Genomic DNA, 19,061 nt, shown 5'->3' on the forward strand with positions numbered 1-19,061 from the left:
TCATTACGGTAAATGAAATTATATTAACTTACTGGAAACTACCAAGAAATCCGTACTCTATTATTGTTACGCCGTTTTTAAAACTTTAACGCCTTTTACGATATTCCAAATGAAATAATAAATCCCTACTAAAATAAACACTGCATACGTTATAACCATCCCAATTCCAACGCCCTCAGACTGATTGAAACTTAAACCGTATACTCCTAATAGTGCCAATCCTCCAAATAAAATTGCGTATGGGAAAACATGTGACCAAAATGCTTTTTTTGCATGATATTTCACTTCATCTTCCGCAACGAAGTACACGATAATTGGCAGTAAAAACGGTGCAAAAAAGATACTAAAGTAACATAGCGAAGATAAAATATTATTTCCTTTCAACCGAATCACCTCTAAAGTTTTTTGTTATCTTCATTATGTCAGGAAACCCTTTTAGAAACTATCGCTTTACCTTTCATGAACATGACACTTTTGTAAGATTTCCCTCAAAATAAATCCCGCCTAGAATTTCAGGCGGGATCACTTTCACTATATTCGATTCATAAACCAATATTGCGTAATCGCTAAATATTCTCGAACGTTCGATTGAATAATAATTGGTTTCGGTGTTTTCGCCGGAAGACCTTCTAATGTCAATCCTTGTTTTTCTGCAATCTTTTTCGCTCGGAACATATGAAAATCGTTCGTTACAATCATCCCTTTTTTCATATGTTCAGGGATAAGAGGTTTTGAAAATTTAATATTCTCATCTGTGCTCGTCGAACGGTCTTCCACTATAATGCGGTCTTCTGCAATATTTTGTTTCATTAATCCTTGTTTCATCGCTAATGCTTCTGTAATATCTTCACCTTTTCCTTGGCCTCCAGATACGATAGCAATTGTTTTCTCATGTGATTTTAAATACTCAGCTGCTTTATCAATACGATATTGCAATGAATAAGAAGGTTTTATTCCATTTACTTTCGATCCTAGTACAATTATATAATCCGCATCGTAGGTGGCATTCATATGCCCATGCTTATAGATGTTATATTGTAAAAACCCCGCATACACGGCGAAGATCATTATAACAACTAAAATGTACTTAATTATTTTCTTCTTTCTCATATCCATATACTCCTATTCCCTTTACTTCCTTCATCATAATATCCATTTATTTGTTTGTATACAGCCAAATTCCAATTCACCCTAATTCATCCTATAAAAGGTAATATTTACATTACTTTCGGGAATAGTAAGTACAACTTCACACGAAGGAGTGTCCCTCTTGCTTCTCTTTTTATTTAATGTATCGTTCTTTTTTATCTTATTTTTACTATCACTTAAGCTACTTGGTAAATCTGCATTGGCACAACTAACTCCTCATGATTTTGGGGCTATTATCTTTTTATCTTATTTAGCTTTTCAAGCCATACCAGTCGCTGGTGCTTTACAAGCATTTCTCGGTATGGTTGTTATTACATGTTTGCATTTACTACTTACAAAATTAAGCTTACTCAACAAACTAAATCGTTTTATTCTCGGACACCCCATTATTTTAATTAAACATGGTGATATTATTTTTGAGAATTTACAAAAAAGTAGATATCCAATACCCGAATTGCTTTCTAACCTTCGCGTCGCCGGATATCCAAGTGTTCATGAAATTGAATATGCAATTTTAGAATCAAATGGATCTATAAGTATTTTGCCAAAGAGAGAACTCGTACCATTGACTCCAAAAGATATGAATATAGATGTTAAGTATGCAGGGTTACCAATTGCTCTTATCGTTGATTCACAAATTCAATACGATAACTTAAAGTTAATCCATAAAAACGAAAAGTGGTTACATGCAGAGTTAAAGGAGAAAGGCGTTACAAATATTAAAAACGTGGCTTTTGCGTCTGTTCAAGAAACGGATGGGTCTTTTGCGATTAGTTTAAAAGAATGAAAAAATCCCCTTACTTGCTCAAGGGGATTTTCTTCACTATATTGCTTCTTTCTTTCCTGCCATATTTAACGGAACAGGATGTTTCATACGATTCATCGTAAATACGATAATTGCTGTCAATACTTCCGCAACTGGCATAACGAGCCAAATTCCGTTTATTCCAAATACCTTTGGCATAATCCATAACAACGGAATAATAAATAGTAACCCTCGGCTCATTATAATAAGTACCGATTTTTTCGTTTGTCGCACTGATTGGAAGTACTCTCCATACACAATGTTGTAGCCTAAAAATACGTATTGGATAAAGAACAAGCTAATACCTGTTAACGTTAACTCCAATAGATCTGGCGATTGGACATCAAATAGACCAATGATATATTTCCCGAAGAATAATCCGACAATTATCGCAATGCCTCCGAGTACAACCGCAATTTTCACAGCAAACTGCAATCCTTCACGTAATCTTTCTGATAAATTTGCACCATAATGGAAACTAGCAATTGGTTGTAATGCTGCACCAACACCGAAGAATAATAGTAATGTCATTGCATGAATACTATTCACCATCGCATAAGAAGCTACACCTAGTTCTCCTGCATATTGAACGAACGCAATATTAAAACCGATTGTTACAATCGCTACTGTACTTTCTGCTGTAAAACTCGGGAAACCAATCACCATAATTTGTTTAATCGTATCCCATTCAAAATGGAATTTCGTCCATTTTAAAATACTACTTTTTCTAAAGAAGTGGGATAATAATACGAGGAAACCAATCGCTGCTGAAAGAATAGTCGCTGAAGCAGCACCTGTTACGCCCCATCCAAAGATAAAAATAAAGATATAATCAAACACTATATTTAATACAGCCGTTACAACAAGACCCGCCATTGCTAAATTAGGATTTCCGTCATTTCGTATAAATGTACTTAAAATATTTTCTAACACGTATATCATTCCAAATGTTAATAACACGTGTAAATAGTCTAACGCATATGGTAAAATCACTTCATTTGCACCGAATAAGTATGCTATATCTTCTATTCTCCATAAGCAAATAGCTGCTAAACCAGCTACGATAATAACTGCCACTGTCATAGATTGAGTAAAAATAGACCTTGCTCTTTCCAGTTTATTTTCACCTAGTGCAATCGAATATAACGTTGCTCCTCCCATTCCAATCCATAATGATATCGAGAAGAAAATTGAAAACGCTGGAATAGCTACGTTTACTCCTGCTAGACCATTTGCGCCCACTCCTCTACTAATCATGACTGCATCAATCACAATATTAACTGACATTAATACCATTCCAAGAACAGCTGGTATTAAATATGAAATAAATAAACTTTTTATCGGTTTTTCTCTTAACTTTTCTGTTGTTTCCATCATATAAATGCTCCTTTTTCAATGCTCTGTTCACAGTTTAAACCTTCAAGTAACTTGAAGGTCAAGAGAGAATTGAAAAATATATAAGCCTATTTTTTATTTGTCTTTTTAATAACAGGTATTTGAATTTCCGTTACTTGCTCCTCCGGATTTTCTGTTACGGACCAATCAATTAATGCAAGTTCCAGTGCATCTCCGCACACTTCATATCCTTCGTTATCAATGTGCTTTAATAATTCCATATACGTTGTGTCTGTTTCTTCATATGGTCCATGGTGATAAGAACAAGCAAATATCCCTTCTTTTATTTCATCTGAAGTATGTACTTGAAAAGGCATGTAATCTAAAAGAATAAACACACTGTTATATGCTTGAAACTCATTTTGCATTAATGCTTTCTTTGAGACTGTTACACCGATATCTCCTGAAAATAAACTATTATCGATTTGCTTCATATTTTTTTGCAATGAATGGATATAATACTCAAACATATCATCCGTTGTATTAGGCGCAACTGCAATTGCTGTAATTTTTCGTTTCGGTATCTTTTTATAAATAATTTGATTCGCTTCAGATTTCGTCGCTTTCTTCATTAAATGGATTTTATGCTCCATTTTTGCCAAAGCATACTCAATTTCTCTTTGCTTTTTCAGCATCATTTCTTGTTGTTTTTCAAGTAAATTCAGCGCATACGATGGGTTTCTTTCATCAATATATTTCTTTATTTCCTTTAACGGGATGTTCAATTGGCGTAAAAATTTAATCGTATCTAATAGTGAAAACTGATCAATTGTGTAATAACGATAATTCGTTTGAGGGTCAACAGTTGACGGATGAAAAATCCCTTTCTCATCATAATAACGTAATGTAGATTCCGCTATATTATGCATTTTCGCCATTTCTCCAATGGTAAAACGTTGATTTAATAACATTTTTCTTTCTCCATTCATTATATGTAAACTTTATTACTTCTTATTATATAGCTATATCTCCCATTTCTAAAACGAATCCTCTCATGAAAATCTGCTATTTTTTCATTGATTTTTCATACATTTTATTATATATTAATTACAGGTTCAAATTACGAGTTCAAAAGAACTTGTAATGAGACCCTTTGTTTAATGGGTTTTACATATTTTCATTAGGCAAATTCCGAGAAATCGTATGATAAAAATAAAAATGATGAGGAGAGGATCAGATGGAATTCGAATTTTTCTTTCAAATTGCACTTATTTTATTAAGTACAAAGCTTGCTGGTGACCTTAGTGTTAGATTAGGTCAACCTTCTGTACTAGGTAAATTAATTGTCGGTATCGTTATCGGTCCAGCTGTATTAGGTTGGATTGAAAATTCAGAGCTTCTAACACAATTAAGTAACGTCGGGGTTATTCTGTTAATGTTCATGGCTGGACTTGAAACAGACTTAGAAGAATTAAACGCAAATCGTAATTCTTCTTTAGCAGTTGCACTCGGAGGTATCATTCTTCCATTCGTAGGTGGTTACGTTTCCGGTCTTGTTATGGGAATGGAACAAGGGAACGCTGTATTTTTAGGATTACTTCTATGTGCGACAAGTGTTAGTATTTCCGTTCAAACACTTCGCGATTTAGGTAAGATGAAAACACGTGAAAGTACAACAATGCTTGGAGCAGCTGTATTTGATGACATTCTTGTTGTTATCTTATTAGCATTTGCAATGAGCTTCTTAGGTACAGACGATGTTAACTTAACAATGGTTATCTTGAAGAAAGTTGTATTCTTCGCCTCTATTATTTTAATCGGATGGAAAGGTGTTCCAGCGATTATGCGTTGGTTATCACCACTACGCGTATCTGAGTCTATCGTGAGCGCGGCTCTTATTATCTGTTTCTCATTCGCATATTTCGGCGAATTATTAGGAATTGCTGGTATTATCGGTGCTTTCGCAGCTGGTATCGCTATTTCTCAAACGAACTACAAACATGAAGTAGAAAAGAAAGTAGAACCAATCGCTTACGCAATGTTCGTACCAGTATTCTTCGTAAGTATCGGTATGAATATTACATTTGATGGTATTGGTAATCAAATTTGGTTCATCCTAGCATTAACAGTAATCGCTGTATTAACGAAACTAATTGGTTGTGGATTCGGTGCACGTATGACTGGATTTGACGCTAAGTCTTCTGCAATTATCGGTGCCGGAATGGTTTCTCGTGGTGAAGTTGCTCTTATCATCGCAGGAACAGGACTTTCTTCTGGCCTATTAGCACAAGATTACTTTACAGCTATCGTTATTGTCGTTATTTTAACTACAATGATTACACCACCAATGTTAAAATACACTTTTGGTGCAAAAGATAAAGCAATGAAAGCAAGTAAATAAGTTTCATATAATAAAAGGAGATTGCTATCTTATAAGATAGCAATCTCCTTTTTCATTTTATCTTTAAACAATTCCATTCATTTTTAACCAATTTTCAAACATATTTCGTGCTTCTTCATCATCGATATCATTACTAAATGAATACACCTTAATGCCATAATCATCTATATATTCACCTAGCTTCATTTCCTCCACTTTTTTGTAAAAATCATCTACCTCATAGTGTGGAATATAGGCATCCCAAATTGGTTCATTTATTCTTTTATACGCTGTCACTTCTAAATCATATCCATCTTCATAATGTCCAATGTGATAATGTTTACTAGGGTCATATTTCTCCATTAATATCCCTTCCTTTAAAAAGCTATCCTATTTCACGTAATAAACAAAAGCGAGCTGTATATTACAGCTCGCTCAATTAATTAAATACGCTCCATCGCCGTCTTCAACGTACCAACAACGAAAGCAATTTCTTCACTTGATATAACGAGCGGCGGTGCCAATGTTAAGACATTATTATATCCTGCTGTTGTCATACCGTTACGCCCAATAATAAGTCCTTTTTCTTTACAGGCATTTACAACAGTTGCGATTTTATCATTATCAATTGGCTCTTTCGTTTCTTTATCATTTACTAGTTCGATCCCAACTAATAGCCCTTTCCCTCTAATATTCCCAACAAGTGGATGTTCTCCGATTTCTTCTATTAATTGCTCTAATAAAAGTGAACCCATTTGCGCAGAGCGCTCGATTAAATTTTCATTTTCCATAATCTCTAAATTTTTAAGCGCTAATGCACAAGCCGCTGGGTTTCCACCAAATGTATTAATATGGCGGAAAAATTCATATTCTCCCGTTCCTTTAAATGCTTCATAAATTTCCTTTTTCACAGCTGTTGCTGATAATGGTAAGTATGCGCTTGTAATACCTTTTGCCATCGTAACGATATCAGGCTTAACGTCATAGTTCATAAACCCAAATGCTTTTCCTGTACGCCCAAAACCACAAATAACTTCATCGCTAATGAGTAGTGCCCCGTGTTTTTGACATGTTTCGTGAACAGCTTTCATATAGTCTTGTGGCGGCATTAAAATACCTCCACCTGTAATGATTGGCTCCATAATAAATGCTGCTATCGTTTCACTTAATTCCCATGTCATAACACGATCGACTTCTTTCACACACTCTACATCATAAATATTTTGTGATTCCATTTCTGGCATACGGTAACAATCTGGAGGCGTCACATGTAAAAATCCTGACGCAAATGGCTCATATTGGTATCTACGCTGTGCTTGTCCAGTCGCTGCCATCGTTGCCATTGTGTTTCCGTGATAACCACGATAACGTGACATAAATTTGTAACGATGCGGTTCACCTTTTTGAGCATAATATTGTCTTGCTATTTTAAAAGCTGTTTCATTCGCTTCTGATCCACTATTAGAGAAGAATATAACATACTCTCCACCAAGCCACTCGTTTAACTTTTCAGCGAGCTTAATTGCTGGTTCATGTGATTGTGACATCGGAAAGTATGATAATGTTTGCAATTGCTTATAAGCTGCCTCTGCGAGCTCTTTTCTTCCATATCCGCTATTTACACACCAAAGACCACTCATACCGTCTAAGTATCTTTTTCCTTGTATATCTTCAACCCAGCACCCTTCTGCCTTTGCCCCTACCATTGTACTATTCGGACTAAAGGGTCGCATTCCGTGCCAAACATATTGCTCGTCTTTTGCTAATAATTCATCTGTTTGTTTTGTTTTCATCATTTCTTCCACCTTCCATAACAACTTATTTTTCACAAAGCTGCGCTGGTGCCATGATGAGTTAAATTTCTCCCTGCTATTTTCATTCCACAAAACCAAGACAAATCCTACCAAAAATAATGTAATATTTATAAGAAAATGACAAAAATAAGAGGAGCTTTTCTCATAATTCGAAAAGCTCCTCTTTTTTAATGTGTAGATGCATCACTAATTCCATGACCAGTATTAGATTTCACAAGAATTTCATCAAACTTCGCTGCATCTTCTTTCTTACTAGAGAAAATAGTTCCTAAATATGCTGCAAGGAATCCAAGCGGAATTGAAACAATTCCAGGTGTCGTATATGGGAATATCGCTTCCCCAACAAAAATAGCTTTTCCAGCTACAGGGTTCCAAACGTTTGGACTTAACGCTACGAGAACGATTGCGGATACAAGACCGACAATCATACCACAAATTGCACCCGTTGTATTAAAACGCTTCCAATATATTGTAAACAATATAACTGGCAAATTTGCACTCGCAGCAACTGCAAATGCTAGTGATACTAAAAATGCCACGTTTAATGTTTGAGCAAATAAAGCAAGTATAATAGATACTATCGCTACTCCAATAGACGCATAACGAGCCATTGACACTTGCTCTTTTTCTGTTGATTTTCCTTTTCGAATAATCTCGTTATAAAAATCATGAGCAAATGCGGAAGCCGCTGTTAATACAAGACCTGCTACTACAGCTAAAATTGTTGCAAAAGCAATCGCCGATACGAATGCGAATAAGAAATCTCCACCTAGTGCTTTAGCTAATAAAGGTGCTGCCATATTACCGGCTGGATTTGCTTTAATAATTGCCTCATTCCCTACAAACGCCGCTGCACCAAATCCTAAGAAAATCGTCATAATATAAAATGCTCCAATTAACCACGTAGCGTACACAACAGATTGACGTGCCGTTTTTGCATCACGTACTGTAAAAAAGCGGACAAGAATATGCGGTAATCCCGCTGTACCAAGAACTAGTCCTAAATTTAAAGAAAGTGTATCGAGACCATCTTTATACTTTACTCCTGGATTTAAAAATGATTCCTTCAATGGAGTAGCTGTTTTCATTTGAGCGAACATTTCTGTCACACTAAAATTAAATTTCGCGAAAACGATAACAGAAATAATAAATGTACCTGCCATAAGTAGTACAGCCTTTACAATTTGTACCCAACTCGTAGCAGTCATACCTCCAAAAATAACGTACACTGTCATGAGTGTACCAACAATTAAAACGGATGTCGTATATTCTATTCCTAATAATAATTTAATAAGTGCACCTGCACCGACTAATTGTGCAATCATATAAAAAATCGAAATAGTCATCGTGTTAAGTGCTGCAATACCGCGAACCTTCTTTGCATCAAAACGCGCCGCAATCATATCTGCTAGCGTATACTTCCCTAAATTTCTAAGCGGTTCTGCAACTAGGTACAATACAACTAAGTAAGCAACTAAGAAGCCTATACTATAAAAGAAACCATCAAACCCAGTTAACGCTATTGCCCCAGCGATACCAAGAAATGACGCAGCAGACATATAATCCCCAGCAATGGCCAGACCATTTTGCCAACCAGTTAATCCCCCTCCAGCCGTATAAAACTCACTCGCATTTTTCGTTTTTTTCGATGCGAAATACGTGATAACAAGTGTACCAAGGACGATAATTAAAAATAGTGCAAAAGCAGTAGTATTCAAATTCAGCCCCTCCCCTTTTGCATATCTTGCAGAATTTTTTGCGAGATTTCATCAAAGGATTCTGCTTTTTTGCTATAAATCATACATAATGCCCATGTCATTATAAATTGTGCAAATGCAAATACCCACGCCCATGTAACATCACCAAATATCGGTGTATTAAGCACCTTTGAATACGATGTTAAAACAGGTAATGTAATAAAAAAACTTAAAAAGAAAATACTCATCGGAATGATAAACTTCTTTTTCGTATTTAATAACAATTGAAACTCTTCAGACTGAACAACTTCTGTATAATTCACCTCATTTTGTAACTTACGTGCTGACGTATCATCTCGTTTCATTCTCTGGTCCCCTCTCTTACTTGAAATACACTTCCCCCTTGCATACCTAAAGACTAAATTTTATAAATATTCAGAAACTTATTTTCATTTTAGACAATCCGTACATTCCTGCAAAGATTTTTCGATAGACATTTTTCGGCATTTTCCCCTAAGTTTTTAATATACTTTTTCACCATAAAATCCGAGTACTTCAATCCACACCAATCGGGATAAAAAAAGTAGTGCTTATCGCACCACTTCTGTCTTTTTCTCTTTTTCTAAATTACGAGCTGTTTGGCTTAATTCTACTTCTTTTCCATCTTTAAGCGTTCCAAATATAAAATCGAATACTGGATTTGAAACACCAAACCAAAACTTTTCATTTTTATAATGGTGTAATATGTGCTGTTTTTTTAGCCATCTTCCAAACTTAGTGAAGGGACGAATCGGCTTATGTGCAATATAATGTTTCCATTCATAAACGAGGAGCATGATAATCATTCCGACTCCAAATGAAAGTGTAACAGTAACACTTTTTGTAATACCATATGATATAAGTAAATATATAGTGAAACTAGGTATACTAAACCATACAGGCAAAAATAAAAGTTTCAAATCATCCGGATATACGTGATGATCATAATGTAATCTTCTTAACATTTTTAATAAAAATGCATTTTTAGGCGGCTTTAAATGGAATAAAAAACGATGTGTCATATACTCGTTAAACGTATAAAAAACAATACCAAACAGACACGCTAACATACCGATCCATGTGAAAAATTGCATTTTTAAAATAATGATAAAAATTAATAGAACACTATACATAATAACAATATCATGTTGCAAAAAGAACTCCTTTACCACTCTCTTCATCTTTCTTCCCCCTTTTCCAAAAAAACAGCCGTAACATATCGTTACGACTATTTCTTTTCTATTTTATTCTTATTCTATTCACTTTACAAATTTGCCTGCTGTTCTATTGTCGAGAAAAAAGTGTTCGGACCAAATATATTTTGCTTTGGGATAATGTGTTCTACTGCAAACACTGTTACTTCACCCCTTTGTACTTCTCCAATAATAAGCCCAAATATTTCATGATTTACCGCAAACGTTGGTTGTTTCGTTTGCAGCAACCTTGCTGCATTTTTAAATACCGCTTCATATAATGGGTTCCTGTCAGTAATTTCTTTTCGGATTTTTGGTGCTAATGTGATGATAATTTCTTTTCCGTCAATAGTGGTTCGATACATAAAAATCTCCCCTTCAATCTTATGTGAACAACTGTAAAGCTTTGTATGCAAAATGGATAGAATATCCTACTAAAATAATACCTGCTCCGGCTGTAATATAGCCAAGTGCTTTTGGTTTTAATAAAGTTCTTCCAAAATGTACAGAAAAAGCAATATTTAAGTTCCACAAAATAATACCAATAATAATGCAAAGACTGTACAAAAAAGCTTCTTGTTTCGTTACCTTTGTAAGCAATGAGCTAAGTGTACTTCCGTATATGCCAAACCAAAAAACAAGATTTAATGGGTTGGATATCGCAATTAAAAATCCCGCCATAAAGGATTGTTTAAGTCCACCTACCTCTTCTTTGTTATATTCCATATTCGAGTGGGAGATTCCTTGTTTTACACTTTGAAATCCTAAATAAAATAACAGGAAAAACCCAGTGCAGTACATAAAAGCTTGTACATATGTATACATAAACACAGAAGATAAACCAAAATAAATAAGAAGCATAAACAAAATATCAGCAGTCATTCCTCCGATTCCAACAATCCACGCATGCCAAAATCCACGTTCAATTCCACGTTTTAACATTTCAATATTAATTGGACCTACCGGTGCAGCTAATGAAATACCCAATACTATTTGTTGTATAATTGCTCCAAACATCTCTCTATCCTTTCTACTTCTTTTACTATTAAGTAATGATGCAAATATAGAAAATAGACTAGCTTTCATAAAAATTATTCACTAATACAATACCCTTTTTTATCCAAAATATACAAAAGAGCCATCCAGTTGATGGCTCTTATTTCACTATCCTATGATGAAAAGGACATTTACCTTTAATCGGTTCTATATCATCTCCAATAAAATATTGCTTCCATTCACGATGGTCAGGATCGCCATAGTGACTAATGTTAGGATGCTTCGGCAGCTGATCCCACTTTTCAACTCGCTCACGAACCATTTGTCTCGAATATGAGCCTTTAGGACGATCTCCTTCTAAACCCTCGAAAATAGTTCGTGGCTGGAATCCAATAACGAGAGAATTTCCTAAATGCCTAGTCTTTCGCTGTTTATAAGCCGGTGCATTTCCAAACGCAAATATCGGTTCACCACCAAATGAAAATTCCCATAAATAATGATCTGGATCTGTTGGAATTTGTTGCGGCCATGTTTGATCATCGTTTTCATGTAAATATTGTAGTACGTTCCAAAAATAATCTCGATAATATTCGATTGATTTCTCTTCACATTCCGGTTCTACAAAAAGAAAAAATCCTCTTCTTACAATTGGCCGTTCTTTCATTAACTCCAAAAAAGATAACATTGTATTAGGTAAATGCCCCCAATCATTATGAGAGAGAAATGAATAACGAAGTTCATTCTTTTTCAAAGCTGTTAAACCGAAATAACACGGAAAAGTTGGTTCTAGCACGACATTCGAAAAATCATGAAATTCTTTTGCAACCCAATTCGGTATGTCGACTCTATTTTTCATTCCTTCATTATCTAATAAATAAGACTCATTCATTCTTTCACCTCATTATGTACAGCTTTCATTTAAGAATATTACATACGCGGCTTGTCCTATACCTTATTAAAAATTTGAGCGGAAAGTTATTTAAAAATACAAAAAATTAAACCACTTACTTGACTAAATTCTACCAATACGTGTATATTTAAATTAATCATTTAGCAGAATATTCTAGAATATAGCATTTTTAAAATATATTTTCTTTTCAATGAATTTCACTAAATGAAAAAAGTAATCGTTTTTTAGGAGGAATTGTAACATGCAAGGAAAAGTAAAATGGTTTAACAATGAAAAAGGTTTTGGATTTATCGAAATGGACGGCTCTGATGATGTATTCGTACATTTCTCTGCTATTCAAGGTGACGGCTACAAAGCTTTAGAGGAAGGTCAAGCAGTATCTTTCGACATTACTGAAGGAAACCGTGGACCTCAAGCTGCTAACGTAGTAAAACTTTAATACAGCATACGACAGGAGGTTACCTAACTTGGTAACCTCCTTTGTTATTCCTTTGTTATTCCTTTGTTATTCCTTTGTATATTTCCCTTTTACAGAGCAAAAACTATGTGAAATACGCAAAATACAAAGGAGGCAATAACAATGGGTTCACATGTAAATGATTTTGAAGAAGTAAAATTCCGTGTAGAAACTGCACAAAAAATGGTAGGTTCTGCAACCATCTCAATGGATCCGGACACATTAGAGCATGCCACTACTGCAGTAGAAGCGGCTCGTTCTCAGCTAGAAATTATGAAATCTGTTGCGACAGATTTAGATGAGCCATTTCTCATGAATGAAGAAAAAAAATTAAGTAAATGTGAGCATCAATTACACGAAGCAAAACATTAAAAAAACATCCAGAGAAAATTCTCTGGATGTTTTTTATGACAATTGCTCTCCATACTTTTTCAACTTCTCTCCAACCGTACATTGCCGTATACAAAAAGAATGGGCATAGTATTTACTATGATTTTTCCGATTATGTTCCTGCAGGAAACACCCTTCGCAATACGTCTCTAATAAGTCATTTACCTCTGTAATGAGTTGCTTTTTCTTCACCTTGGCACCTCTCTATTCGGTTATTTCTTTATGACTGTCAATTACCGTCCCCTCTAATGCTTGCGTTGCTAATTGATGCGCCTCTTTATTTTGTTTTCTAGATATCGGTTCACAAACAAGCTTTAATTTCATTTGCTTCGCTTTTTGTTCAATTTGATCTAAGTAATGATTTAAATGTTCATCATAGCAAGGCCATTCACCAGCTAATTGCTGCAGTACAACTTGAGAATCCCCCCGAAGTGTAACCGGTTCATATTTAATTCCTAATTCCTCGAGTGTATTCATCCCGTATAATAATGCTGCATACTCCGCTTCGTTATTATCATATATGCCTTCTATGTATGCATTGCGACGAATTCGGTAATTTGTATTTCCTTTTTTATAGTACACACATATACCAACCCCAGCTTCTTTCGTCTGTACATCATAACCACCATCAAAATAAACTTGAATTTCTCGGGGATCTTCCTCCACTTGCTTACTCAGTTTTTTCATTTCTTTTAATGACCATTCCGCATCCATTTCATCGAAAAATAACAGTTCTTTCGCCCTTCCTGTTTTCTCAAAATCCTCTGCAAATTGAAGCACTTCTTCTATGTTCATATAATCTGTTGTTAATTCAGTTTGTAAACCACGCTTCGTTTTGTACAACCAATGAATTTTATATTTCATACTAGATTCCCCTTATATAAGACTTCTTATATTTATTTTATTATATTTTATCAAGAGTCACAGTATTATATTCAATATAATCACATACAAAAAGAGCCCTCCTATATAAGGACGGCTCTTTCATCTATTACATAAATCTTTCAAATTGTACTCGCTTATTAATCCAGTACATTACAGGCATACCAATCGCCATGACAACAAATTCACCGACTGCACATGTTAACCAAGTCAACATAAATGGTAAATCAAATGCAAGATGAAGTTCAATTGCTATCATAAACATTGTAATTGTAAAGATAACTGTATTAAAAATCATACGAGCCCAAACACCTTTAATAAAGCGCATAGAAATAATAGTTGCAAGTAGTGCAAGAATTGATTGCCCTACTCCAAATACTAAATCATAAGCGATCATAGGTGAGAAAAAGAGATTCGTTAAAAATACACCTAATACAATACCGTAAATTGCTTTCTTATTGAAGACAACGAGATGATTAAACATCTCTGAAATACGAAACTGTACATTCGTAAAGCCAAATGGCTGAATAAGCATAGAAACAGCAATATATAATGCAGCTAAAATACCATTACCGACTAATGTTCTTATATTCATGACAAAATCTCCTTAGTTTTTTTACGTGGGATGGTTTCGAACCACGTTATTCGTTTTTAAGCAACAAGATTATATTTTACGTGGTAGCCACTCTTTCGTCAATAGATTCCTATCATTTACTACCTTTTTTCTTTTGGACAACGTATAATAAAACATATGAAAGATTTAGGAGGTTTCACTTCATGACAGCAACAATTCAAAATGAAAAAGTGATCGTTTCCATTTCTGACAAAGGTGCAGAATTACAAAGCGTTCGCTTAAAAGCAGATAACACTGAATACTTATGGCAAGGCGATTCTACTTATTGGGGACGCCGCGCACCAATTTTATTCCCAATTGTCGGCCGATTAGTAGATAATACATACTACGTAGATGGTAAACCATATTCTTTAACACAACACGGCTTCGCTCGTGATCTTACATTTTATGTAAAAGAACAAAATGAAACGAATATCACTTATATTGTTACTAGTAATGAAGAAACATTAAAAAAATACCCATACGAATTCGAATTACTCGTTTCTTATGAAGTAGACGAACAAAATATACATGTTACATATGAAGTAAATAATCCTACTTCAAAAGAGATGTTCTTCTCAATCGGAGCACACCCTGGTTTCAACTTCCCCTTATTAGAGGGCGAATCATTTACAGATTATCATTTATCATTTAATGGTTCTGAACGCTTAGAAACAAACGTATTAGAAGGACCTTACCTTTCAAGTAAAAAGCAATTAATCGCTGAAAATACGAATGAATTACCACTTACATACGATTTATTCAAAAATGATGCGCTTATTTTTGAAAATATGAATACGAATGAAATCTCTATTCGTTCTCATAAACATAATAAATTTGTAAAAGTAGAATTTGACGGCTTCCCATTTGTCGGCGTATGGACACCAGGCGAGAACGCACCTTTCTTATGTATTGAACCTTGGTACGGGATTGCTGATGAAATAAATCCAGCAAAAGATTTTAAGAAAAAAAAAGGGATTCAATCTTTACAAGCGAATGAAACATTTACATGTCGTTATAGTCTTACAATCGGCTAAGTACTCTATCCCCTACTTCAAGGAAACATATAAGTAGGGGATAATCTTATAATTTGGAGGTTTCTCATTTTGATTGAAGTATATATTGATGGTGCATCAAAAGGAAATCCTGGTCCTTCTGGTGCAGGCGTGTTTATTAAAGGGGTTCAACCAGCTGTACAATTATCACTGCCCCTTGGGACAATGTCCAATCATGAAGCAGAATACCACGCTTTACTTGCAGCATTAAAATATTGCATGGAGCATAATTATAACATTGTCTCTTTTCGTACAGATTCGCAACTTGTCGAGCGAGCTGTTGAAAAAGAATACGCAAAAAATAAAATGTTTGCACCACTATTAGAGGAAGCACTGCAGTACATAAAAAGTTTCGATCTCTTTTTTATTAAGTGGATTCCAAGTAGTCAAAATAAAGTCGCTGATGAATTAGCTAGAAAAGCTATCTTACAAAATTAACGGGGGTATGAGTGTGAAAAAAGATTGGATTGCTCCTCTTGCTTTATTATTTGTCTCTTTTATTTGGGGAGCTACGTTTGTTGTCGTTCAAAATGCTATGTCTTTCGTTGGTCCATTTACTTTTAATGGTATTCGCTTTTTATTCGCTGGAATTATTTTATTATTCGTTCAAATGATTTTCTCAAAAAAATCTTCAAAACAAGATATAAAACAGAGTAGTCTCGCTGGATTAATCGTTGGATTCTTTTTATGTGTTGGCTATGTATTACAAACATTCGGCTTACTTTATACAACTTCTTCAAAAGCTGGTTTCTTAACAGGGCTTAGTATCGTTATGGTACCAATTTTATCTTTTATCTTTTTAAAACAAAAAGCTACCATTTTTATCGTACTTGGTATTGCTGTAGCAACAGCAGGTTTATACTTATTAACGGCTGGTGATTCTTTTCAATTAAACATTGGAGATATACTCGTTCTCGGTTGTGCAGTTGCTTTCGCTGCCCATATTCTTGTTAACGGCTTCTTTTCTAAGAAAATATCACCTTTATTGTTAAGCACGTCGCAAGTATTAGCTGTCGGTATGTTTTCTTCTATTTGCGCCTTTTTGTTTGAAGATTGGGAAAAATTATTTTCAGTAGCACTATGGACGAATTCTTCCTTTTTATTTGCTCTATTTCTAACTTCTCTATTCGCGACATCCATTGCTTTTTTCATTCAAACATCGGCACAAAAACATACGTCTCCAACGAGAGTAGCAATTATTTTCGCAATGGAGCCCGTTTTTGCTGCCTTAACAGGTGTTCTCGTTGCAAATGAACAGCTTTCTATTTCTGCCATTATCGGATGTCTATGTATTTTCCTAGGTATGGTTTTTGTTGAACTACCTTCCAAAACAAAAAAAGAAGCGCGGGCTGCGTGAAGTTACGCTTGTAACTTCCGCATAAAAGCCTTAGCGCTTTTTTTATCTGTAATTTCTTCTTCTTTCAATCGTTCTAATAACGCAACAAAATAACTACCATCAAACTGGAATTGATGCTTAATCGTCGCTTCTATTGCTGCATTCACAATTCCATCAGACGCACCGGTGTATCCTTGTCCGAACATAATAAACCCTTGTGCTTCCTCTGATAATTTAAATCCTTTCGTATGTAAGAATGAAAGATAATCTTCTACTGTTTGCATGATATTCCCACCTACTCAAAAATTCTCCATCTCTTATCATACATGTTTTTACACGCTATGAGAATGAAATTTATTTGACAACTTTGTAAATCTATTGTCTACTCCGTAGACAATAGAGGATTTCCTTACAATATAAAAGAATATGTAAAGTGGAATTTATTTTATATTAAAGGGGATATCGAATGAAACAAGCACTATTAATTATCGATGCTCAGCAAGAATTAATTGATGGAAATAAACAAGAAAATGAAGTTTTTCGTAAAACCGAGCTATTATCTACACTAAATACAGCCGTACAGAAAGCAATAGATTCAAATGCCCTTATTGTTTTCGTAAGAGATATTGATGTCGCTTCTGGTAGCGGCGTGGGCTTTGAAGTACATAATCAAATTAAAGTACCTCAGTCTGCAATCTTTATTAATAAAGCAGCAACAAATTCATTCTATGGCACTTCTTTACTTGAACTTTTAAAAGAAGAAAAAATTAATCATATTGTTATAGGTGGATGTAAAACAGAACATTGCATTGACACCGCAGTTAGAACAGCTACTGTACAAGGATTTGACGTTACATTAATTAAAAATGGTCATTCCACAACTGATTCTGACGTATTGTCTGCAGAGCAAATTATTGGTCATCATAATAAAACTCTACACGGTCATTATAATGTTGATCATTTTTCTATGGTGAGAGATATCGAGGAAGATCTCTTTCAGCCAACTCACGACCAATATCGTGATTAACGAAAAAGAATCCTTCATTCAGAAGGATTCTTTTTTATCCAAAAATTTGTGCCGCAATACTATATAGCCCATTATTCCTTTTTAATAATTTATCGATATTTTTCATCATAATTGGTGGTGTATTAACCTTTTTAAAACCAGTAATCTCTAATTCTTTCATGAAATCTTTCTTTCCTTCTGGTACATCAATTCTCAATTTACCATTATGTTCTCTTACTAAATAATGTACCATTCTCATTGCCATCGTATCATTTTTAGCAACAATTGGTCCTATTATTTTATTTTCTGGCGTTTGTATACTTATACCGTATCCTAATACATTTTGTTCCTTATCCTTTACAACAATACACTGTTCACTTTGCATAATTCTTTTCGTTAAGAACTCTTCTCTATTTGTTCCAAACGCATACTCATCTAATTTTATTATTTCTTCTAAATCACACTCTTCATAATTCATCATATAATCTTCATTTCCTACACAATAATCATTCCCATTGTACGAGTTACATATGTATTTAGAAACATAGCTTACTGCTCTAAATCCTAATTTTTCATATAGAGGCTTTCCCTCATCCGTAGCAATAAGCATAATGGGAGTTTGAACCGATACGCTCTTAATGCATAAATTCGTTATCGCCTTTCCAATCCCTCTTCCCTTATAATCCGGATGTACAATCACCATTCCTATTGACGCTAACGCCTCTCCGTATAATATAATTGCAGCGCTTGCAATAAGTTTTTTTCTCTCATTCCATACGCCATATACAATACCTGAGTTAAAATCGTTTCAACTTCTTCTCTATTATAATCCCAACCAATATAAGCAGATAACGCTACAATGTCCTCTATTTCTTCTTGCCTAAGACGTTCTACCCTCATTTCCAATTCAATCATTCTCCATCTCCTTATCTAGACATTTGAATCATCCTTTCCAAATCAACTTGTACATGTTTCCCTTTATCTGTCACACACATATCCTATTT

24 protein-coding genes, 1 pseudogene and 1 riboswitch are annotated in these 19,061 nt (G+C 34.6%); of the genes and pseudogenes, 8 read left to right on the forward strand and 17 right to left on the reverse strand.

The genetic code is table 11. The annotated features are described in order from the left end of the window. Positions 1-66 precede the first annotated feature (66 nt). Together BAU27_RS03180 and BAU27_RS03185 are read right to left on the reverse strand one after the other, a co-directional pair. Positions 67-384: a magnetosome magnetite crystal formation protein family gene (locus tag BAU27_RS03180; RefSeq protein WP_071770103.1), complete on the reverse strand. Its 318-nt coding sequence runs from the start codon at positions 382-384 to the stop codon at positions 67-69. A 147-nt stretch (positions 385-531) separates the two neighbouring features. Further along, positions 532-1,110, reverse strand: a complete 579-nt coding sequence (locus BAU27_RS03185) for a YdcF family protein (protein WP_071744983.1) — start codon at positions 1,108-1,110, stop codon at positions 532-534. Positions 1,111-1,270: 160 nt separating this feature from the next. Here BAU27_RS03185 and BAU27_RS03190 point away from each other — a divergent pair, with 160 nt between their 5' ends. Beyond that, entirely contained in the window at positions 1,271-1,936 is a 666-nt protein-coding gene (locus BAU27_RS03190) for a DUF421 domain-containing protein (RefSeq protein WP_071770104.1), read from the forward strand. Between the two features lie 36 nt (positions 1,937-1,972). Here the strand turns inward: BAU27_RS03190 and BAU27_RS03195 are convergent, their stop codons facing one another. Next, positions 1,973-3,328, reverse strand: coding sequence for an MATE family efflux transporter (locus BAU27_RS03195; RefSeq protein ID WP_071770149.1), 1,356 nt, complete (start codon positions 3,326-3,328; stop codon positions 1,973-1,975). An 89-nt stretch (positions 3,329-3,417) separates the two neighbouring features. Next, positions 3,418-4,260, reverse strand: a complete 843-nt coding sequence (locus BAU27_RS03200) for a MerR family transcriptional regulator (RefSeq protein WP_071744981.1) — start codon at positions 4,258-4,260, stop codon at positions 3,418-3,420. A 266-nt stretch (positions 4,261-4,526) separates the two neighbouring features. Between BAU27_RS03200 and BAU27_RS03205 the strand changes: the two genes are divergently transcribed. Continuing rightward, positions 4,527-5,690: a cation:proton antiporter gene (locus BAU27_RS03205; RefSeq protein ID WP_000393901.1), complete on the forward strand. Its 1,164-nt coding sequence runs from the start codon at positions 4,527-4,529 to the stop codon at positions 5,688-5,690. A gap of 63 nt (positions 5,691-5,753) precedes the next feature. Here the strand turns inward: BAU27_RS03205 and BAU27_RS03210 are convergent, their stop codons facing one another. The 8 genes from BAU27_RS03210 to BAU27_RS03245 form a co-directional block, all read right to left on the reverse strand. Continuing rightward, entirely contained in the window at positions 5,754-6,032 is a 279-nt protein-coding gene (locus BAU27_RS03210; protein ID WP_071770105.1) for a DUF3986 family protein, read from the reverse strand. Between the two features lie 80 nt (positions 6,033-6,112). After that, entirely contained in the window at positions 6,113-7,462 is a 1,350-nt protein-coding gene (locus BAU27_RS03215; RefSeq protein ID WP_071770106.1) for an aspartate aminotransferase family protein, read from the reverse strand. A 188-nt stretch (positions 7,463-7,650) separates the two neighbouring features. After that, complete coding sequence (locus BAU27_RS03220) at positions 7,651-9,201, reverse strand: solute symporter family protein (protein WP_002117856.1); 1,551 nt, start codon at positions 9,199-9,201, stop codon at positions 7,651-7,653. 2 nt (positions 9,202-9,203) lie between these two features. Beyond that, a complete protein-coding gene (locus BAU27_RS03225) occupies positions 9,204-9,545 on the reverse strand; it encodes a DUF485 domain-containing protein (RefSeq protein ID WP_071744977.1) in 342 nt (113 codons plus the stop codon). A gap of 225 nt (positions 9,546-9,770) precedes the next feature. Further along, a complete protein-coding gene (locus tag BAU27_RS03230) occupies positions 9,771-10,400 on the reverse strand; it encodes a sterol desaturase family protein (RefSeq protein WP_071770107.1) in 630 nt (209 codons plus the stop codon). A gap of 83 nt (positions 10,401-10,483) precedes the next feature. Further along, a complete protein-coding gene (locus BAU27_RS03235; protein WP_000286371.1) occupies positions 10,484-10,777 on the reverse strand; it encodes a hypothetical protein in 294 nt (97 codons plus the stop codon). A gap of 19 nt (positions 10,778-10,796) precedes the next feature. Further along, positions 10,797-11,429 carry a LysE family transporter gene (locus tag BAU27_RS03240; RefSeq protein WP_000466555.1) on the reverse strand — a complete coding sequence of 211 codons (633 nt, stop codon included), beginning with the start codon at positions 11,427-11,429 and terminating at the stop codon, positions 10,797-10,799. Positions 11,430-11,568: 139 nt separating this feature from the next. Further along, entirely contained in the window at positions 11,569-12,297 is a 729-nt protein-coding gene (locus tag BAU27_RS03245) for a YqcI/YcgG family protein (RefSeq protein ID WP_071770108.1), read from the reverse strand. A 262-nt stretch (positions 12,298-12,559) separates the two neighbouring features. On the opposite strand from BAU27_RS03245, the gene cspD reads away from it, so the two are divergent. Next, the gene (gene cspD, locus BAU27_RS03250) at positions 12,560-12,757 is read left to right on the forward strand and encodes a cold-shock protein CspD (protein WP_071770109.1); all 198 of its coding nucleotides are present in this window, start codon (positions 12,560-12,562) and stop codon (positions 12,755-12,757) included. A 141-nt stretch (positions 12,758-12,898) separates the two neighbouring features. After that, a complete protein-coding gene (locus BAU27_RS03255; RefSeq protein WP_002117839.1) occupies positions 12,899-13,147 on the forward strand; it encodes a DUF2564 family protein in 249 nt (82 codons plus the stop codon). 33 nt (positions 13,148-13,180) lie between these two features. Here the strand turns inward: BAU27_RS03255 and BAU27_RS03260 are convergent, their stop codons facing one another. The 3 genes from BAU27_RS03260 to BAU27_RS03270 form a co-directional block, all read right to left on the reverse strand. After that, on the reverse strand, positions 13,181-13,357 hold the full coding sequence (locus BAU27_RS03260) for a zinc-finger domain-containing protein (RefSeq protein ID WP_071744973.1): 177 nt from the start codon (positions 13,355-13,357) through the stop codon (positions 13,181-13,183). Positions 13,358-13,369: 12 nt separating this feature from the next. After that, complete coding sequence (locus tag BAU27_RS03265; protein WP_071744972.1) at positions 13,370-14,029, reverse strand: ribonuclease H family protein; 660 nt, start codon at positions 14,027-14,029, stop codon at positions 13,370-13,372. A 127-nt stretch (positions 14,030-14,156) separates the two neighbouring features. Next, positions 14,157-14,642 (reverse strand): QueT transporter family protein, encoded by a 486-nt coding sequence (locus BAU27_RS03270; RefSeq protein ID WP_071744971.1) that lies wholly within the window; start codon positions 14,640-14,642, stop codon positions 14,157-14,159. Between the two features lie 6 nt (positions 14,643-14,648). After that, positions 14,649-14,693: riboswitch (PreQ1 riboswitch) on the reverse strand. Between the two features lie 131 nt (positions 14,694-14,824). Here BAU27_RS03270 and BAU27_RS03275 point away from each other — a divergent pair. The 3 genes from BAU27_RS03275 (at position 14,825) to BAU27_RS03285 (ending at position 17,072) form a co-directional block, all read left to right on the forward strand. Continuing rightward, entirely contained in the window at positions 14,825-15,697 is an 873-nt protein-coding gene (locus tag BAU27_RS03275; RefSeq protein WP_071770110.1) for an aldose 1-epimerase family protein, read from the forward strand. A 69-nt stretch (positions 15,698-15,766) separates the two neighbouring features. After that, positions 15,767-16,153, forward strand: coding sequence for a reverse transcriptase-like protein (locus BAU27_RS03280; protein ID WP_000573871.1), 387 nt, complete (start codon positions 15,767-15,769; stop codon positions 16,151-16,153). A 13-nt stretch (positions 16,154-16,166) separates the two neighbouring features. Continuing rightward, the gene (locus BAU27_RS03285) at positions 16,167-17,072 is read left to right on the forward strand and encodes a DMT family transporter (protein ID WP_071770111.1); all 906 of its coding nucleotides are present in this window, start codon (positions 16,167-16,169) and stop codon (positions 17,070-17,072) included. 2 nt (positions 17,073-17,074) lie between these two features. Here BAU27_RS03285 and BAU27_RS03290 read toward each other — a convergent pair whose 3' ends face one another. After that, positions 17,075-17,335: a DUF6123 family protein gene (locus BAU27_RS03290; protein ID WP_063224108.1), complete on the reverse strand. Its 261-nt coding sequence runs from the start codon at positions 17,333-17,335 to the stop codon at positions 17,075-17,077. A gap of 182 nt (positions 17,336-17,517) precedes the next feature. On the opposite strand from BAU27_RS03290, the gene BAU27_RS03295 reads away from it, so the two are divergent. After that, positions 17,518-18,078, forward strand: a complete 561-nt coding sequence (locus BAU27_RS03295) for a cysteine hydrolase family protein (protein ID WP_071770112.1) — start codon at positions 17,518-17,520, stop codon at positions 18,076-18,078. 34 nt (positions 18,079-18,112) lie between these two features. Here the strand turns inward: BAU27_RS03295 and BAU27_RS03300 are convergent. Further along, positions 18,113-18,972: pseudogene (locus tag BAU27_RS03300) on the reverse strand (GNAT family N-acetyltransferase). Between the last annotated feature and the right edge of the window lie 89 nt (positions 18,973-19,061).

This window comes from Bacillus sp. NH11B (genome assembly GCF_001884205.1).
Classification (GTDB): domain Bacteria; phylum Bacillota; class Bacilli; order Bacillales; family Bacillaceae_G; genus Bacillus_A; species Bacillus_A proteolyticus.

Coding starts and splice junctions, on each gene's coding strand:
- BAU27_RS03185 (WP_071744983.1), bottom strand. CDS start 1,110: ATGAGAAAGAAGAAAATAATTAAGTACATTTTAGTTGTTATAATGATC.
- BAU27_RS03195 (WP_071770149.1), bottom strand. CDS start 3,328: ATGGAAACAACAGAAAAGTTAAGAGAAAAACCGATAAAAAGTTTATTT.
- BAU27_RS03200 (WP_071744981.1), bottom strand. CDS start 4,260: ATGTTATTAAATCAACGTTTTACCATTGGAGAAATGGCGAAAATGCAT.
- BAU27_RS03205 (WP_000393901.1), top strand. CDS start 4,527: ATGGAATTCGAATTTTTCTTTCAAATTGCACTTATTTTATTAAGTACA.
- BAU27_RS03210 (WP_071770105.1), bottom strand. CDS start 6,032: ATGGAGAAATATGACCCTAGTAAACATTATCACATTGGACATTATGAA.
- BAU27_RS03215 (WP_071770106.1), bottom strand. CDS start 7,462: ATGAAAACAAAACAAACAGATGAATTATTAGCAAAAGACGAGCAATAT.
- BAU27_RS03225 (WP_071744977.1), bottom strand. CDS start 9,545: ATGAAACGAGATGATACGTCAGCACGTAAGTTACAAAATGAGGTGAAT.
- BAU27_RS03230 (WP_071770107.1), bottom strand. CDS start 10,400: ATGAAGAGAGTGGTAAAGGAGTTCTTTTTGCAACATGATATTGTTATT.
- BAU27_RS03235 (WP_000286371.1), bottom strand. CDS start 10,777: ATGTATCGAACCACTATTGACGGAAAAGAAATTATCATCACATTAGCA.
- BAU27_RS03240 (WP_000466555.1), bottom strand. CDS start 11,429: ATGTTTGGAGCAATTATACAACAAATAGTATTGGGTATTTCATTAGCT.
- BAU27_RS03245 (WP_071770108.1), bottom strand. CDS start 12,297: ATGAATGAGTCTTATTTATTAGATAATGAAGGAATGAAAAATAGAGTC.
- cspD (WP_071770109.1), top strand. CDS start 12,560: ATGCAAGGAAAAGTAAAATGGTTTAACAATGAAAAAGGTTTTGGATTT.
- BAU27_RS03255 (WP_002117839.1), top strand. CDS start 12,899: ATGGGTTCACATGTAAATGATTTTGAAGAAGTAAAATTCCGTGTAGAA.
- BAU27_RS03265 (WP_071744972.1), bottom strand. CDS start 14,029: ATGAAATATAAAATTCATTGGTTGTACAAAACGAAGCGTGGTTTACAA.
- BAU27_RS03270 (WP_071744971.1), bottom strand. CDS start 14,642: ATGAATATAAGAACATTAGTCGGTAATGGTATTTTAGCTGCATTATAT.
- BAU27_RS03275 (WP_071770110.1), top strand. CDS start 14,825: ATGACAGCAACAATTCAAAATGAAAAAGTGATCGTTTCCATTTCTGAC.
- BAU27_RS03290 (WP_063224108.1), bottom strand. CDS start 17,335: ATGCAAACAGTAGAAGATTATCTTTCATTCTTACATACGAAAGGATTT.
- BAU27_RS03295 (WP_071770112.1), top strand. CDS start 17,518: ATGAAACAAGCACTATTAATTATCGATGCTCAGCAAGAATTAATTGAT.